Raw genomic sequence first — 16,210 nt, forward strand, 5'->3', positions numbered from 1 at the left:
ACCGGCCTCGATGCCGGTCCGCGAACAAAGTAATCAAGTTATCGACCGGTTTGCGACCTCGGCCTGCCATCGCGCAGCAGCCCTCGTCTCAACGGCACGGAGTACGCGAGGTGCTCCAATCACGTCCAGTGCACATTCAGCACGACGCATAACTTTATTCAAAAAACGAAGGAGACAAGCATGAACAAGTCCGATCACTCGGTCCAAAAACGTTCCGCCCAACCCCGGCTGCTGTTGTCGGCCATTACCGTGGCTGTGCTGACGCTGGCCAACCAGGCTGCCGCGCAGCAGTCCGGCGAGGCGATGACCCGCGTCGAGGTGACCGGTTCGAGCATCAAGCGCCTGGCGACCGAGGCATCGCTGCCGGTCAGCACCGTCAAGGCCGAAGACTTCATCAAACAAGGTATCACCACGCTGGCCGACGTCATGATGTCGCTGCCGCAATCGGCTTCGCTGGCGCCGTCGAACGCCGGCTCCGGCACCAACATCAACCTGCGCGGCCTGGGCGTCAACCGCACGCTGGTGCTGCTGAACGGCCGCCGCATGGCCAACGAGGCGATCGCCGACGGCTATGCCAACCTGGACGTGATTCCAATGAGCGCCCTGTCCCGCGTTGAGATCCTGCGTGACGGTGCTTCGTCGATCTACGGCTCCGACGCGATCGGCGGCGTGGTCAACTTCATCACCAAGACTTCGTACGAAGGCCTGTCGTTGACCGGCCAGGAAGTGCAGCCTGAAAAGAACGGCGGCGGCGACGAGCAGCGCGCCAGCATCACCTGGGGCAAGGGCAACCTGGAACGCGACGGCTGGAGCGTCTACGGCACCATCGACGCCCACCAGCGCACCCGCCTGGCCGCCAGGGACCGCGCCGACCTGAGCTCCGCCGCCCTGCTGACCAGCATCGGCCGTCCGCCTACGCTGGGCACCGGCGGCAACGCGACGCCTGCAAACTTCACCACCTCCACCAACAAGACCGCGCAGAACCCGTACGCCGCAAGCGGCTGCCTGGCTCCTTATTCGATCGTCGGCCAGAAGGGCACTTGCGTCCTTGATGCCAACGAATACGGCACCGCGCTGTACGCCAACCAGCAAGTGACGTTCTACGCCCGCGCCGCCAAGAAGCTGAGTGAAGACCACGTCGTCACCGTCGACTACTCGCGCGGCGAGGAATTCATCCTCGGCACCAAGAACCCGACCAATGCGCTGGCCGTCAGCGGCGTCAGCGCCACGCTGCCATCGACCAGCAAATGGTATCCGGGCAAAGCCGGCGGCGTGCCTGCCGTGGCAGGCCTGAACAACGCACCGCTGATCCTGACCTGGGCCGTGGCCGACCTCGGCCTGGCCACCACCAAGGACGTCCAGCTGAACCAGCGCTTCTCGGTCAGCGACGAGGGCACGCTGGCGGGCTGGGACTACAAGGCCGGCCTGGTGGTCGGTATCTCGAATCGCGACAACTACTACTACTCCGGCTACGTCAAGGGCCAGGGCCTGCTGGACGGCCTGAAGAGCGGCGCCCTGAATCCGTTCGGCCTGCAGGACGCAGACGGCAAGGCCTACCTGGACACCATCAAGGTGGACGGCGCCAAGAACCGCACCTCGAAGAGCACCTTCACCGGCGTCGACCTGACCGCCAGCCGCTCGCTGATGGAACTGGAAGGCGGCTCGCTGGCGCTGGCGCTGGGTGCAGACTTCCACCGCGACACCACCGAAGACACCAAGCTGCCGATCAGCGGCGAAGTCACCTACGCCAGCGCCGTGCCGTCGCACGGTGAAGGCAATCGCAACGTGGCCGCGCTGTTCGCCGAGCTGAATGTGCCGATCACCAAAACGCTGGAACTGAACGCCGCCGTGCGCGACGACCATTTCAGCGACTTCGGCAACACCATCAATCCCAAGGTCAGCTTCCGCTACGAACCGACCAAGCAGCTGATGTTCCGCGGTTCGGCCAACACCGGCTTCCGCGCACCGACCCTGTTCGACCGCTACGGCTACCGCCTGCCGGGCGCCACCGGCCTGACCGCCGCCAAGTGGGACGATCCGGTCCTGTGCCCGGGCGGTACGCCAGGCGTGGCCGGCACCGGCAAGGCGCTGCCGGGCTACGTCGCTTCGACAGTCTGCAACACCACGCTGCCCAAGCAGACCGGCTCCAACCCCGACCTGGTGCCGGAAAAATCGAAGGGCTTCACGCTGGGTACCGTGTTCGAGCCGACCAAGTCGTCGATGGTGTCGATCGACTACTGGAACATCAAGATGACCGACATGCTGGCGAACTTGCCGGAGCAGGTCTACTTCCTCGATCCGGTGAAGTATGCGTCGTACTTCGTGCGCAACGCCGACGGCACGATCAACTACATCAAGAACACCACGATGAACCTGGGCGGCCAGAAGGCGGCCGGTGTCGACGTCTCGGCTTCGTACGCATTCCCGCGCACCGACTATGGCGACTTCAAGGCATCGATCGACGGCACCTACCTGACCCAGTTCGACAATCAGCTGGACAAGGGCAGCCCGTACGTATCGAACGTCGGCCAGTTCGGCCTGGCCAGCAACGGCACCACCAGCAGCCTGCCTATCATCACCTTCCGCTGGAAGCACACGCTTAAGCTGAACTGGGCCAAGGGCAACTGGAACATGCAGATGACCCAGAACTACAACTCCAAGTACACCGACCAGAACCTGGTAGCGCAGCAGTACTGGCGCAACATCAACTCGTACAAGGTATGGAACTGGACCACGACTTACAACGGCTTCAAGAACATCCAGATCACCGGCGGCATCACCAATCTGTTCAACGTGAATCCTCCAGTGACCAACAGCAGCCTGTATAGCTTCGGTTACCTGAGCAGCGCCGCCAGCCCGATCGGCCGCGCCTACAACGTCCGCGCAACCTACACCTTCTATTGAGAGAGCAGATGCATAACGACGAACAGAAACGCGAAGGCCTTGGCCGCCGCCGCTTCCTGCAGGCCCTGTCGGCTGCGGGCCTGACCGGCGCCGCCGGCCCGGCGGCGATGGCGGCCACGGCGAAAGCATCCGATCCGTGGAAGGAGGCGCAGGCGATCATCGACCGAGTCAGCAAGCCGCTGAAGTTCCGCGACGAGGATTTCACCATCACCGCTTTCGGCGCGGCTCCCTGCCAGACCAAAGCGGTGACGGCATGGACTTCGTTCACCGAGTCGGACACGCTGCAAACCCCGGTCTCCGGCTCGCATGACTGCTACCCTGCCATCGCCGCGGCCATCGCCGCCTGCCACAAGGCCGGCGGCGGCCGCGTGGTGATCCCTGCCGGCAGCTGGTACTGCGCCGGCCCCGTGGTGCTGCTGTCGAACGTGAACGTGCACCTGAAGGCGGATGCCCACGTCTACTTCAGCAACAACCCGGCCGACTACGCAAAGTACGGCGCCTACGACTGCGGCAAGAACGGCAAGCTGTCGATCACGCGCTGGGAGGGCAACGACTGCCTGAACTTCTCATCGATGATCTACGCCCACGGTCAGGACAACATAGCCCTGACCGGAGAAGACAACAGCGCCATCCTGGACGGCCAGGCCGGCGTCGCCTTCGACGGCGATCCGGATTGCTGGTGGTCGTACAAGGGCCGCGAGAAACCGAATTGGGCCGGCGACATCGCCGCCGGCGCCGGCAACTACGTCAAGCACACCAAGGGCAAGACCGAAGTGCACGTCAATCCGGCCAATCCGACCTCGCTGCGCGAAGTCGCGCCGCACCTGAGCGAAGCGGAAGCCCTGTTCATCCAGGGCCCGAACGACAAGTGGCGCACCGACTCCTACTATCTGCGTTCGCTGGCGGAAGCCCGGGTGCCGGTGGAGAAGCGCATCTTCGGCCTCGGTCACTACCTGCGTCCGCACATGGTGCAGTTCATCAGCTGCACCAACGTGCTGTTCGAAGGCTACCAGACCACCAACACGCCGTTCTGGCAGCACAACCCGGTCAACTGCCACAATATGCACGTGAAGAAGATCTATGCCAACAGCATGGGTCCGAACAGCGACGGCTTCGACCCGGAGTCGTGTACCAACGTGCTGATCGAGGACTGCCACTTCAACACCGGCGACGACTGCATCGCGATCGACTCGGGCAAGGGCCCGGACATCCAGTTCGGACCCGCCAAGAACATCGTGATCCAGAACTGCAAGATGCAGAGCGGCCACGGGGCTTTGACGCTGGGCAGCATCATGTCCGGCGGGATCGAGAACATCTACGCGCAGAACCTGGTGTTCGAGAACAGCAACTGGAAGACCGATCCGCTGAACATCGCGATCCGCCTGAAGACCAACATGAGCCGCGGCGGCTATCTGCGCAATATGCATGTGCGGAACGTGCACATCCCGAACGGTATCCGCACCACGCCGGCGTTCTACTCGTCGCTGCCAGGCTCGCTGATACCGAACAAGTCGGTGGCGACATCGGCGGGCGGCATCATCACCATCGATTGCGGCTACGATCCGATCAACGACAACGTGCGGATACGTCCGCCCAGTGTCAGCCATGTACGGATCTCGAACGTGACCTGTGCCAATGTCGAGACCAAGGATGGCAAGTTCTCCTGCTACCAGGCGATCGTGATCCTGGGGCCGGTGGCGTCGGACTACAACGGCCCGGGCAAGCCGGTGGTGCTGCCGGTGTCCGACATCGAAGTCAGCGACTGCGACCTGGGCACGCCGGTCAACGCCGACAAGCCGCTGTATCTCTATAACGTCAAGGGTCTGAAGCTGAAGAACGTCAAGATAGCCGGCAAGGCTGTCAACAAGAGTTTCTCCGCCTGAGTCCAGGCGCCGGACCGCGACGCGGCCGGCGCCTTTTTTTTATCCCGGATATCATCATGAACTTCCAGAGCCTCACCATTGCCGCCGCCCTGACACTGGCCGGCGCGGCCGGTCACGCCGCCGACATGCCTGCACCCGCGCCGGCCAAGCCGATCCGCGTGATCCTCGTCGGCGATTCGACGATGGCCAACACCAGCGGCTACGGCGACGCCTTCTGCGCCCGCATCAACCGCGCCAATACCTGCATCAACCTCGCCAAGGGCGGCCGCAGTTCCGGCAGCTTCCGCGCCGAAGGTCGATGGGACGAAGTCGAGGGCCTGCTGCGCGGCGCCGCCGCTTATCGCGCCACCTATGTGCTGATCCAGTTCGGCCACAACGACCAGCCGGGCAAGCCGGGCCGCTCGACCGACCTGAAAACCGAATTCCCCGCCAACATGACCCGCTATGTGCAGGAAGTGAAGGCGCTCGGTGGCGTGCCGGTACTGGTCACGCCGCTGACCCGCCGCAGCTTCACCAACAAGGTCCTGGAAAACAATCTGCTGCCATGGGTGGAAGTTATCCGCGCCACCGCCGCCGCGCAGCACGTCGCGCTGCTGGACCTGAACGCCGACAGCTACGCCGCCGTGCAAGCCATGGGCGAGGATGAAGCCGACACGCTGGCCATGGCGCCGCGTCCCGACAAGGCCACCGAAGCGTCGCTGGCGGCAGGCAAGGTGGAAGTCGCCGGCGCCGCCAAATCCGCCTTCGACCGCACGCACCTGGGCACCAAAGGCGCCGCCTACTTCTCGCGCATGGTGATGGAAGAGATGAAGCGCGCCTTGCCGGAAACGGCCGGCCAGTTCAAACCGGAAAGCGAGCAATAATGCGTGGCCTGCGCTTGGTAGCCACGGCCGCCACCATGCTCACAGCGGCGGCCATGGCACCTGTGCGCGCGCAGGACACGCGCACCGTCGCGGAACCAGTCGCCCCGCCATCATGCGCAGTGCTGACTCCCACTACCGACACACCCGGCAAAGACGACACCGCCCGCATTCAATCTGCCATCGACAAATGTGCCATCGGTCAGGCCGTACGGCTATCGGCCAACAACGAGAAACAGAATTTCGTCGCCGGCCCGCTGACGCTGCGCAGCGGCGTCGGCCTGCTGGTCGACGCCGGTGTAACGCTGTACGCCAGCACCAATCCAAAGCTGTTCGATCGCGGCGCAGGCACCTGCGGCACCGTCGACAAGCTGGGCAGGGGCTGCAAGCCCTTCATCACCGCCGAGCAGACCAAGGGCAGCGGCATCTTTGGCGCGGGCGTGATCGATGGCCAGGGCGGCCATGTGGTCGACGGCGCCGCGGAATCGTGGTGGCAGCTGGCGCGCCGCGCACAGAAGGAAGACGCACGCCAGAACGTGCCGCGCCTGATCGAAGTCACCAGTTCGCAGGACTTCACGCTGCACAAGATCACGCTGCGCAATTCGCCCAACTTCCATGTCACGCTGAACAAGGTGGACGGCTTTACCGCCTGGGACATGCGCATCGACACGCCGGCCACCGCGCGCAACACCGATGGCATCGATCCTATCTCGTCGCGCAACATCACCATCGCCCACAGCCATATCCGGACGGGGGACGACAACGTCGCCATCAAGGCCGGCAACAACGGGCCGACGGAGAACATCTCCATCCTGCACAACCACTTCTACAGCGGCCACGGCATGTCGATCGGCAGCGAGACGAATGGCGGCGTACGCCGCGTGCTGGTGGATGACCTGAGCATGGACGGCACCACGTCCGGCCTGCGCATCAAGAGCGACGTCTCGCGCGGCGGCGTGGTCGACCAGATCATCTATCGCAATGTCTGCCTGCGGGATGTCAAGGCTCCGATCGACATCAGCACCCGCTACAACCCGCGCGCGGAAGGCAACCAGGTTCCGGTCTATGGCAACATCGAGTTCGACCGCGTGCACGCCATCACGCCGGGCCGCATCATCATGCAAGGTTACGACGAACAGCATCCGCTGCAGGCGACGCTGCGTGACGTCGGCATCGCCGGCAAAGCCGACCGCAAGATCGAATTCGCCCGGCTGACCGGCGACGCGACGGCGACTTCGCAAGCTTTCTGCGATGGCCGTTTCCCCGTCTACCCTGTGCAGGCCACCAATCGCCCACAGCTCAGCATCGAGCAAGCCAGGCAATTCTCTTACGCCGAAGTGCTGAAATACGTCGGCGCCGCCGGTAGTGAGACCACCGATCCGTGGGATCCGCTGTCCGATCCGCTGGCAAAAGGCGCGGCCTTCACGCCTGACTACATCGTCGACAAGTCTGCCGCCGCCGACGGCATCAAGCTGTTCAACACCGTACAGGAAGCCGTCAACCGCGCGCTCGCCGACAGCAAGGATCATCCTGCCAAACGCCTGTACATGCTGCTGAAGCCGGGAACCTATCAGGAGCTGGTCTACATCCCGGCATCGGCGCCGCCGATCACCATGTACGGAGAAGGCAAGGACTCTGCCGTCACCAGGATCACCGCGAAGCTGGACGCCTCCAACACCGGCGCCGCCTATGCCGCCCAATACGGCGCGCAGTTCGCCAAGGCGCCCGTTGACGTGCAGGCGATGTACGCAAGCATCAAGGACCGCGCGCAGATCGGCACCTTCGGCACCGCCACTGTCTGGGTGCGGAACGACGGCTTCCAGGCGCGCAACCTGACTTTCGAAAACGGCTACAACAAGGACAGCGGCAATGCCCGCGCCGAGGAACTCCCCAACATCAACAACGTGCACCATCAAGCGCTCGCCCTGCAAGTGGACGGCGCCGACAAGTCGCAGTTCGAAAATATCCGCCTGATCGGTTTCCAGGACACGCTGTACCTCAAATCGCCGCAGACCGGCAGCACCTCGCGCAGCTTCTTCAATAGGTCCTACATCGAAGGCGACGTCGATTTCATCTTCGGCGACAGCACCGCCTACTTCCACCAGACCGAAATCAAATCGCTGGGTGACCGCGGCCTGTCCTACGCCGCCGCGCCGGATACCCATGTCAGGACGCGCTACGGCTTCGTCTTCGACAACTGCCGCTTCACGCACGACGGTTCCGCCAACGCCAAGGCCGGAACCTTCTATCTGCTGCGCCAGTGGTTCCACAGTTCCCGGTGCACGCCATACAGCAAGGTGCCTGTGGACGGCTACTCCTGCACATACGGCCCGGCCAATGGCTATCAGGCACCGAAGGGGACGATCGCCAAGGTCTCGCTGGAAGCAGTCGGCAAAATGGTTGTGCTCAATTCCCGCATCGGCTCACACATCAATCGCACGCGCCCCTGGTCCGACTGGAACAAGGAAGGCACGCTGGCCTTTCGTCCGGCCCAATACAACTCCGACGACCACTGGAACAATCTGATCAAGGCCGGCATCGATCCCGTCAAGGATCTCGGCTACACAAGCAAACCCTCGCCAGCGGATATCTACCTCGGTGAATTCAACAATTCGGACGAATAAGGAAACCAGCATGACTATCAACACCCAGCGCCGCAACCTGATGAAGGCCTTGCCGGCCGCGGGCCTGTCGTTCGGCATCCCCGCCGTAGCCGCCACCGCGCCCGATCCATGGCTGCAGGCGCAAGCCATCATCGACCATGTCTCCCGGCCGATGAACTTCCGCAAGCAGGATTTTTTCATCACCGCATACGGCGCGCAGACCTGCAAGCTGTCCAAGGTCAAGGCCTGGATCTCGTTCGAAGAACAGGACACGGTGGATACGCCCGCCGCCGGTTCGCCGGATTGCCATCCGGCCTTCGCCGCCGCCATCAAGGCCTGCAGCGAAGCGGGCGGCGGCCGCGTGCTGGTCCCCTCCGGGAACTGGTACTGCGCCGGTCCCATCGTCATGCTATCGAACGTGAACCTGCACCTGAGCGCGGGCGCGCAGATCTACTTCAGCAACAACCCGCTGGACTACGCCAAGTATGGCGACATCGATTGCGGCAAGAACGGCAAACTCTCGATCTCGCGCTGGCAGAGCAACGACTGCCTGAATTTCTCCTCAATGATCTACGCCTACGGCCAGGACAACATCGCGCTGACCGGCGACGACTGGACCAGCATCCTGAACGGCCAGGGCGGCGTGCCCTTCAACGAAGCCGGCGACTGCTGGTGGACCTGGAAAGGCAAGTTGAAGACCCTGAACGCCGTGGCGCAAGGCTCCACGCCGAACTACAAGGCCGGCAAAATGTCGGAGAACACCGAGAACCCATTGAACGCCGCGTCGCTGTCCACCGTCGCTCCGCTGCTGACCGAGGCGGAACGCCTGCTGATACAAGGTGAAGGACAACGCTGGCGAGCGGACGGCCAGTATCTGCCGGCGCTGTCTGAAGCGGGCGTGCCGCTGTCCAGGCGTGTGTTCGGCATCGGCCACTACCTGCGTCCGCCGATGATCCAGCTGATCGGCTGCACCAACGTGCTGCTGCAGGGCTACCACGTCACGCACACGCCATTCTGGCAGCACCACCCTGTCCACTGCCGCAACATCGTTATCCGAAAGGTCCATTGCGAAAGCCTTGGACCGAACAGCGATGGCTTCGACCCGGAAGCCTGCGACCACGTGCTGATTGACGGCTGCACCTTCGACACCGGCGACGACTGCATCGCCATCAAGGCCGGCAAGGATCTGGACACGCAATACGGTCCTTCGCAAAACATCGTGATCCAGAACTGCACCATGCAGAGCGGCCATGGCGCCGTCACGCTGGGCAGCGAGATGGCCGGCGGCATCCAGAACGTGTTTGCGCAGAAGCTGGTTTTCCAGAACATCAACTGGGCCACCAATCCGCTGAACACCGCCATTCGCTTGAAGACCAACATGAATCGCGGCGGCTACCTGCGCAATTTCTACGTGCGCGACATCTCGATTTCCAACGGCGTGCAGACCAGCCCTTCGTTCTATGCGTCGCTGCCAGGGTCGCCGATCCAGTCGAAGACCGTGGCCACGGCGGCCGGCGCCATCGTCACCTTCGATTGCGACTACACGCCGATCAGCGACAACGTCCGCACGCGGCCGCCGGTGGTGAACAACGTGCATATCTCGAACGTCAAGGTGGGCAATGTGAAGACCAAGGATGGCAAGTCCGCGTCGTGCTATCAGGCGATAGTGATACTCGGCCCGGTGGCGTCCGACTACAACGGCCCGCAACCCATGCCCGCCGTTGTGCCTGTGACGGACGTGACTATCACCGACTGCGATTTCGGCACACCTGTCAACACCGCGCAGCCCTGGTTCCTGTACAACGTCAAGGGACTGACGCTGAAGAACGTCACCATCGGTGGCAAAGTGCACAACGCCACGCTGTCGGTGTAAACTGCCCAAATTATTCCAAGAGGCCTGCCATGCGTCCATTGCTCATACTGTTGCTGTTGTCCGCCGCCGCCGTGCAGGCCGCGCCTGTCGAAGCTTTGAAGCCGATGGCTTTCCTGGCCGGGCATTGCTGGAAGGGTGATCTGATCGAAGGCAAGCAAAGCGATGAGCATTGCTTCCAGTGGATTTACGATAGCCAGGCGCTGCGCGACGTGCATACCGTGCACACTCCGGGTAAGCCTGACTACGTGGGCGAGACGACCTACTATTACGACTCACAGGCGAAGGAAGTGGCGTTCCTCTACATCGAAAACCTCGGCGGCTACAGCCGGGGCACGGTGGTGCCAACCGCCACCGGCTTCGAATTCCCCGCCACGCAATACGTCGGCGGCGGGCAAGCCCTGACCTACCGCGTCCGCTGGACGCTTAAAGGTCCCGACGCTTACGAAGCCTTCAGCGAGATGATCATCAAGGATAAATGGATCACCCAGTTCAAAGTAGTCTTGAAGAAGCAGTGATCACTTTTTGGTGCCGTTAGAAAAGTAAAACGAGATCACCAGCGTCGCCATCGGCAGCGCGCCGATTTTGATGATTTCGGTCAGTGCGGCTAACGCCCTATTGTCCGGGTAGCAGTACCGTTCGTTTGACGCAGACCAAACGAACAGGCCTTCGCTCGGGCGTTACGCGGAAGTAGTCGCCGACGCGGATCACGTCGGGATCGGTAGCCAGCAAAGCCGCAAACAAAAAGGGCAGACACCGTTGCAGCATCTGCCCCCGCATTACGCAGCGAACGGCGTTTCCGCCACACCTTTGACGCCAGGCCGCAGCAGCACGACCGAACCGCCCCACTCCGCATCCTCCGGCTTGCCGGAGACGATGGACGTGACCATCAGCGTGTCGAGATCCTTGCCGCCGAAGGCGCACATGGCGGGCTTCAGCATCGGTACCTCGACGCGGCGATCCAGCTTGCCGTCCGGCGTGAAGCGCAGCACGACGCCGCCGTCGTTACCGCAGATCCAATAGCAGCCGTCGCTGTCGATCGCGGCGCCGTCGGGACGGCCCACATAGGTCGACAGATCGGCAAACACCCGCTTGTGCGACGGCACGCCGTCGTCGATGTCGTAGTCGAACTCCCACACCATGCGGCGCGCCGGATGCGAATCCGACAGGTACATGGTGCGGCCGTCCGGCGAAAACGCCAAGCCGTTCTGGGTGATCAGCTCCGACACCACCGGCGCAGAAATGCCGCGCGCATCATAGCGATACAACTCGCCGACCGCGCGCGCGGCCGACATGTCCATGAACATGGTGCCGCTCCAGAAGCGGCCCTGGCGATCGCAGCGGCCGTCGTTGAAGCGCATGCCCGCGCCCAGGCCGGCCACCGGCGCCGCCAGCCTGGTCTGGACGGCGGCTTCCGCCTCGCCCAGCTCCAGGCTGAAGATGCCGGTCTCCATGCCCGCGATCAAACCGCCGTTCGACTTGGCAGCGACGCACGCGACCATCTCGGTGGTGGTCCAGAAGCGCGCCGCGCCGGTGGCGCCGTCCAGCCGCCACACGCGCTTGGCGGGAATATCGACCCAGTACCAGGCCGATTCCGCCGCGCTCCAGGTCGGGCTTTCTCCCACCGTGCAAGCAACGCCGCTTACGCGTTCCACGCCAGATCCCCGTTGACGACGCGCGGGATGTTTTGCGGGTTCTCGTCGGTCAGCGATTCAGGCAGCAGGTACGAAGGCACGTCCTGGTAGCAGACAGGGCGCAGGAAGCGGTCGATGGCCGAAGCGCCGACCGACGTCGAACGGCTGTCCGAGGTCGATGGGTACGGGCCGCCGTGCACCATCGCGTGCGACACTTCCACGCCGGTACCGAAACCGTTGAACAGGATGCGGCCGACTTTACGTTCCAGCACAGGCATCAGGCGCGCGGCCAGTTCGCGGTCGGCGGCGGTGGCGTGTACGGCTGCGGTCAGCTGGCCTTCGACGTGTTCGGCCACGGCCAGCATTTGCGCTTCATCGTCGCACACCACCAGCAGCGAGGTAGGTCCGAAGATCTCGCCTTCCAGCGCAGGATCGGTCAGGAAGGTGTGCGCGTCGACCTGGTACAGGAAGGCTTGCGCGCCGCATGGCAGCGCGTCGGAAGCCTGGCCTGCGGCGGCCTGCTTGACGCCGTTGACGCCTGCCAGCGTTTGCACGCCGGTGACGTAGGCCTTGTGTATGCCCGGGGTCAGCATGGTGGCTGCGCCCTTTGCGCCCAAGGTGCCGGCGGCGGCGTCGACGAAGGCTTGCAGCTTGTCGCTTTTGAGGCCGATCAGCAGGCCCGGGTTGGTGCAGAACTGGCCGGCGCCCAGAGTCAGCGAATCGGCGAACGCCTGCGGCAGCTTGGCGTTGTCCAGCGCGCCCGGCAGCAGGAACACGGGATTGATCGAGCTCATTTCGGCGTACACAGGGATAGGCTCCTTGCGTGCAGCGGCGGTTTTCATCAGCGCCACGCCACCGTTGCGCGAACCGGTGAAGCCGACAGCCTTGATGGCCGGATGGCTGACCAGGTTCTGGCCGATGGTCTGGCCGGAGCCGATCAGCATCGAGAACACGCCTTCAGGCATATTGCACTCGGCGGCGGCCTTGGCCACGGCCTTGCCCACCAGTTCCGAGGTGCCCAGGTGAGCCGAGTGGGCTTTCACCACGACCGGGCAACCGGCGGCCAGCGCCGACGCGGTATCGCCGCCGGCCACCGAGAACGCCAGCGGGAAGTTCGATGCGCCGAACACGGCGACCGGACCCAGGCCGATCTTGCGCAGGCGCAGATCGCTGCGCGGTGGGGTGCGTTCCGGCAGCGCGCTGTCCAGCGTGGCCGACTGGAAGCGGCCGTCGCGCACGACTTTGGCGAACAAGCGCAGTTGATTGCAGGTGCGGCCGCGCTCACCTTCGAGGCGGGCTTGCGGCAGGCCGGTTTCCTGCATCGCGCGCTCGATCAGCGCCGGACCCAGGTCCATGATGCGGTCGGCGATGGTTTCCAGGAACTTGGCGCGCACTTCCAGGCTGGTGGCGCGGTAGGCGTCGAAGGCAGCGTCGGCCAGTTCGCAGGCGCGCTGCAGGTCGGCGGCGCCGGCCAGGCCGAAGGCCGGCTCGATTTCCACGTTGCGCGACGGGTCGATCGCCTTCATCGAACCCTCTTTACCCAGAACCGCGCTGCGGCCAATAATCATTTCGCCAGTAATTTGCATAACCACTCCTTAGATGTGTGAAAAGCGCGGACGAGCCGCGCTTGTTTTAAAGCTGAAAAACCTTTGCTGATTACTGAGCGCCCTGCTTGAGCATCAGCTTATGCAGCATGTCGCATTCTTCCGCGGTCAGATCGGTCAGCGGTGCGCGCACCGGACCCGCATCGTGACCCGCCAGGCGCGCGCCGGCCTTGACGATGCTGACTGCGTAACCTGCCTTGCGGTTGCGGATCTCCAGGTAAGGAAGGAAGAATTCATCCAGCATGCGGTTTTGTTCGGCGTGATTATCCGAGGCCACCGCGTGATAGAAGTCCATTGCCAGCTTAGGCATGAAGTTAAACACCGCCGACGAGTATACCGGGGTTCCCAAAGCCTTGTAAGCAGCCGCATAAACTTCCGCGGTGGGCAGGCCGCCCAGGTAGCTGAAGCGGTCGCCCATCTTGCGCCAGATCGAGACCATCAGCTCGATATCGCCGACGCCGTCCTTGAAACCGATCAGGTTAGGGCAACGGTCGGCCAGCTTGGCCAGCGAGTCAGGCGTCAGGCGGCAGTTGGCGCGATTGTAGACCACCACGCCCAGCTTGGTCGCCTTGCAGACCTCGGCCACGTGTTCGATCAAGCCGTCCTGGCTTGCTTCGGTCAGGTAGTGCGGCAGCAGCAGCAGGCCCTGGGCGCCAACGCGCTCGGCTTCCTTGGCGTAGGCGGCGGCCACGCGGGTCGGACCGCCGACACCGGCCAGGATAGGCACCTGGCCGGCGCAGGTGTCGACCGCGGTCTTGATGATGTCGGTGTATTCGTTGGCCGTCAGCGAGAAGAACTCACCCGTGCCGCCGGCGGCGAACAGCGCGCTGGCGCCGTACGGTGCCAGCCATTCCAGGCGCTCGATATAGGTCGACTTGCGGAAGTTGCCTTCTGCGTCGAAGTCGGTTACCGGGAACGACAGCAGGCCAGAGGACAGGATTTTTTTGAGTTCATTCGGTTGCATAAGGTCTCCAAGTATCGACGTCTGAGCTATGTGGATGGGAACTTCGGCGGCATATTCGCCACCTGTTGTATGACATCGTACAACCATATCCGTTTGTGAGCAAGCAATTTAGCAAAAACTGCCGAATCGCCCGCCAGTCGTTGCTTTTTTTACGCCGGCTCGCCGGCGGCGATGCCCTCTTGCGCGCGGCGCAGGCGCTCGCGGCTGTTGCTCAAATGGGTGCGCATGGCGGCGCGGGCCGCCTCCGCATCCTTGCGCAGGATGGCGTTGTAGATATCGTCGTGCTCGCGGTTGACGCGCTCCAGGTACACGGCCGGGTCGTCATGCGCCAGCTGCGCCGAGTTGACGCGGGCGCGCGGGATGATGGCGTTGCCGAGGTCGCTGAGGATGTCGACGAAATAACGGTTGCCGGTGGCCTGCGCGATCAGCAGGTGGAAGGCCACGTCCGATTCGACCGATCCCGGACGGTTCTGCGAATTCTGGATGCGCCGCAATACCGCGCCCATTTCCTGCACCTGCTCTTCGCTGCGGCGGGTGGCCGCCAGCCAGGCCGCCTCGGTCTCCAGGCTGATGCGCAGTTCCAGGATCGCCAGCACGTCGCCGATGGTGCGGATGGTGTCGGACGAAATCCGCAGGTTGGCCGGCTGCGGCTCCAGCACGAAGGTGCCGATGCCGTGGCGGGTCTGCACCAGCCCGGCCGCCTGCAGGTGGGAGATCGCCTCGCGCACCACCGTGCGGCTGACGCCGTGCATCTCCATGATCACCGATTCGGTCGGCAGCTTTTCGCCCGGCTTCAGCGTGCCGGCCTGGATGCTGTTGGTGAAGGCCTCAACCACGCCCTGGGCGAGATTGCGGTGCTTCTTCTTCGGCACGAGGACGGTGGGAGCGGACATGGCGGCTGCGGTCTGGTTCATGGTTATTCACTGTTGTATGACGACTATAAGCATACACGCTTCCTGCGTGTCGCACGAAGCGCATATTGCCAGAGTTTTGACGAAAATTGTGCCTTAGACACTATTTTGACCACAATTAGTGGGTATGGACTAGTTCTACCGGCGCTCAGGCCAGCAGCGCGGCGCTCATGGACGCTGCCTCGTCGGCCGACTCGAGCACGATCTGCTGCAGCGCGGCGTTGTCGCTGAAGAAGCCGGCCAGGCTGGCGTGCTCCGTTGTCGGCGCCAACGGCGAGGCGACCGGCGCCAGCCGCTTGGCGATCAGCAGCGTGTCGCGCAGACCCAGCGGCGGCGGCGTCAGCGTGGCGCCGCGCAGCGACACGATGGCCTGGCTGACCGGATCGGGGATGGCCATCTTGCGCATCACCTCGCGACAGATGATTTCCTGCGCGGCGCCGGCCCAGTCGTCGGGATCGTCCAGCAAGCCCGGGATCTCGTCGGCGCGCGACAGCAGGTAAAAGCCCCCTGCCTCGTGCACGATGCCGGCGAACATCGCGGTATCGGGATCGGTGTTGGTCAGCCTGCGGGCGATCACATGGGCCAGCGCGGCCACATGGGCCGAATGGCGCCACAGCTGCTCGGCCTGGGCGCGCAGCGCGGCGTCGCGGATGGGGCTGCCGAACTGGCGCACCACCATCGCCGCCGCCATCGTGTACAGGTTGCGGAAGCCGACCCGCTGCACCGCCGAGCGCACGCTGGTCACCGGCGCGCCGCTGCGGTTGAACACCACGGCATTGGCCAGCGCCACGGTGCGCGCCGCCAGCAGCGGCTCGCCCAGCACCTTGCGGATCACGTCTTCGGTTTCGCAATCGGGATCGGACACCGCCATCTGCAGCCGCAATGCGGCATTGACGCTGGTTGGAAAGACCAGTTCCCCGCGCGAAGCTTGGGCGACGATATCGGCATAGTCTCTTAGTTTTTCCATAGCAACATTA

11 protein-coding genes are annotated in these 16,210 nt (G+C 63.7%); 6 read left to right on the plus strand and 5 right to left on the minus strand.

The window, feature by feature from the left end; all coding sequences use genetic code 11:
• Positions 1-180 precede the first annotated feature (180 nt).
• From ACCD07_RS08085 to ACCD07_RS08110, 6 genes are all read left to right on the plus strand, one after another.
• A complete protein-coding gene (locus ACCD07_RS08085) occupies positions 181-2,904 on the plus strand; it encodes a TonB-dependent receptor plug domain-containing protein (protein ID WP_353399732.1) in 2,724 nt (907 codons plus the stop codon).
• 8 nt (positions 2,905-2,912) lie between these two features.
• On the plus strand, positions 2,913-4,787 hold the full coding sequence (locus ACCD07_RS08090) for a glycoside hydrolase family 28 protein (RefSeq protein WP_413447043.1): 1,875 nt from the start codon (positions 2,913-2,915) through the stop codon (positions 4,785-4,787).
• Between the two features lie 56 nt (positions 4,788-4,843).
• The gene (locus tag ACCD07_RS08095) at positions 4,844-5,650 is read left to right on the plus strand and encodes a rhamnogalacturonan acetylesterase (RefSeq protein WP_413447044.1); all 807 of its coding nucleotides are present in this window, start codon (positions 4,844-4,846) and stop codon (positions 5,648-5,650) included.
• A gap of 119 nt (positions 5,651-5,769) precedes the next feature.
• Positions 5,770-8,271, plus strand: coding sequence for a pectinesterase family protein (locus ACCD07_RS08100; protein ID WP_413447045.1), 2,502 nt, complete (start codon positions 5,770-5,772; stop codon positions 8,269-8,271).
• A gap of 10 nt (positions 8,272-8,281) precedes the next feature.
• The gene (locus tag ACCD07_RS08105; protein WP_413447046.1) at positions 8,282-10,123 is read left to right on the plus strand and encodes a glycoside hydrolase family 28 protein; all 1,842 of its coding nucleotides are present in this window, start codon (positions 8,282-8,284) and stop codon (positions 10,121-10,123) included.
• 29 nt (positions 10,124-10,152) lie between these two features.
• Positions 10,153-10,638, plus strand: a complete 486-nt coding sequence (locus ACCD07_RS08110; protein ID WP_413447047.1) for a hypothetical protein — start codon at positions 10,153-10,155, stop codon at positions 10,636-10,638.
• A gap of 261 nt (positions 10,639-10,899) precedes the next feature.
• Here ACCD07_RS08110 and ACCD07_RS08115 read toward each other — a convergent pair whose 3' ends face one another.
• From ACCD07_RS08115 to ACCD07_RS08135, 5 genes are all read right to left on the minus strand, one after another.
• Positions 10,900-11,775, minus strand: coding sequence for an SMP-30/gluconolactonase/LRE family protein (locus ACCD07_RS08115; RefSeq protein WP_176654673.1), 876 nt, complete (start codon positions 11,773-11,775; stop codon positions 10,900-10,902).
• Entirely contained in the window at positions 11,763-13,340 is a 1,578-nt protein-coding gene (locus tag ACCD07_RS08120; RefSeq protein WP_413447048.1) for an aldehyde dehydrogenase (NADP(+)), read from the minus strand. Before ACCD07_RS08120 ends, ACCD07_RS08115 begins: the two co-directional genes overlap by 13 nt.
• A 70-nt stretch (positions 13,341-13,410) precedes the next feature.
• Positions 13,411-14,322 carry a 5-dehydro-4-deoxyglucarate dehydratase gene (gene kdgD, locus ACCD07_RS08125; protein ID WP_176654675.1) on the minus strand — a complete coding sequence of 304 codons (912 nt, stop codon included), beginning with the start codon at positions 14,320-14,322 and terminating at the stop codon, positions 13,411-13,413.
• Positions 14,323-14,471: 149 nt separating this feature from the next.
• Positions 14,472-15,236 carry a FadR/GntR family transcriptional regulator gene (locus ACCD07_RS08130; protein WP_176654676.1) on the minus strand — a complete coding sequence of 255 codons (765 nt, stop codon included), beginning with the start codon at positions 15,234-15,236 and terminating at the stop codon, positions 14,472-14,474.
• A 145-nt stretch (positions 15,237-15,381) separates the two neighbouring features.
• Positions 15,382-16,200 (minus strand): HDOD domain-containing protein, encoded by an 819-nt coding sequence (locus ACCD07_RS08135; RefSeq protein WP_176654677.1) that lies wholly within the window; start codon positions 16,198-16,200, stop codon positions 15,382-15,384.
• Between the last annotated feature and the right edge of the window lie 10 nt (positions 16,201-16,210).

Source organism: Duganella sp. Dugasp56, from assembly GCF_047304105.1.
Classification (GTDB): domain Bacteria; phylum Pseudomonadota; class Gammaproteobacteria; order Burkholderiales; family Burkholderiaceae_D; genus Rugamonas; species Rugamonas hordei.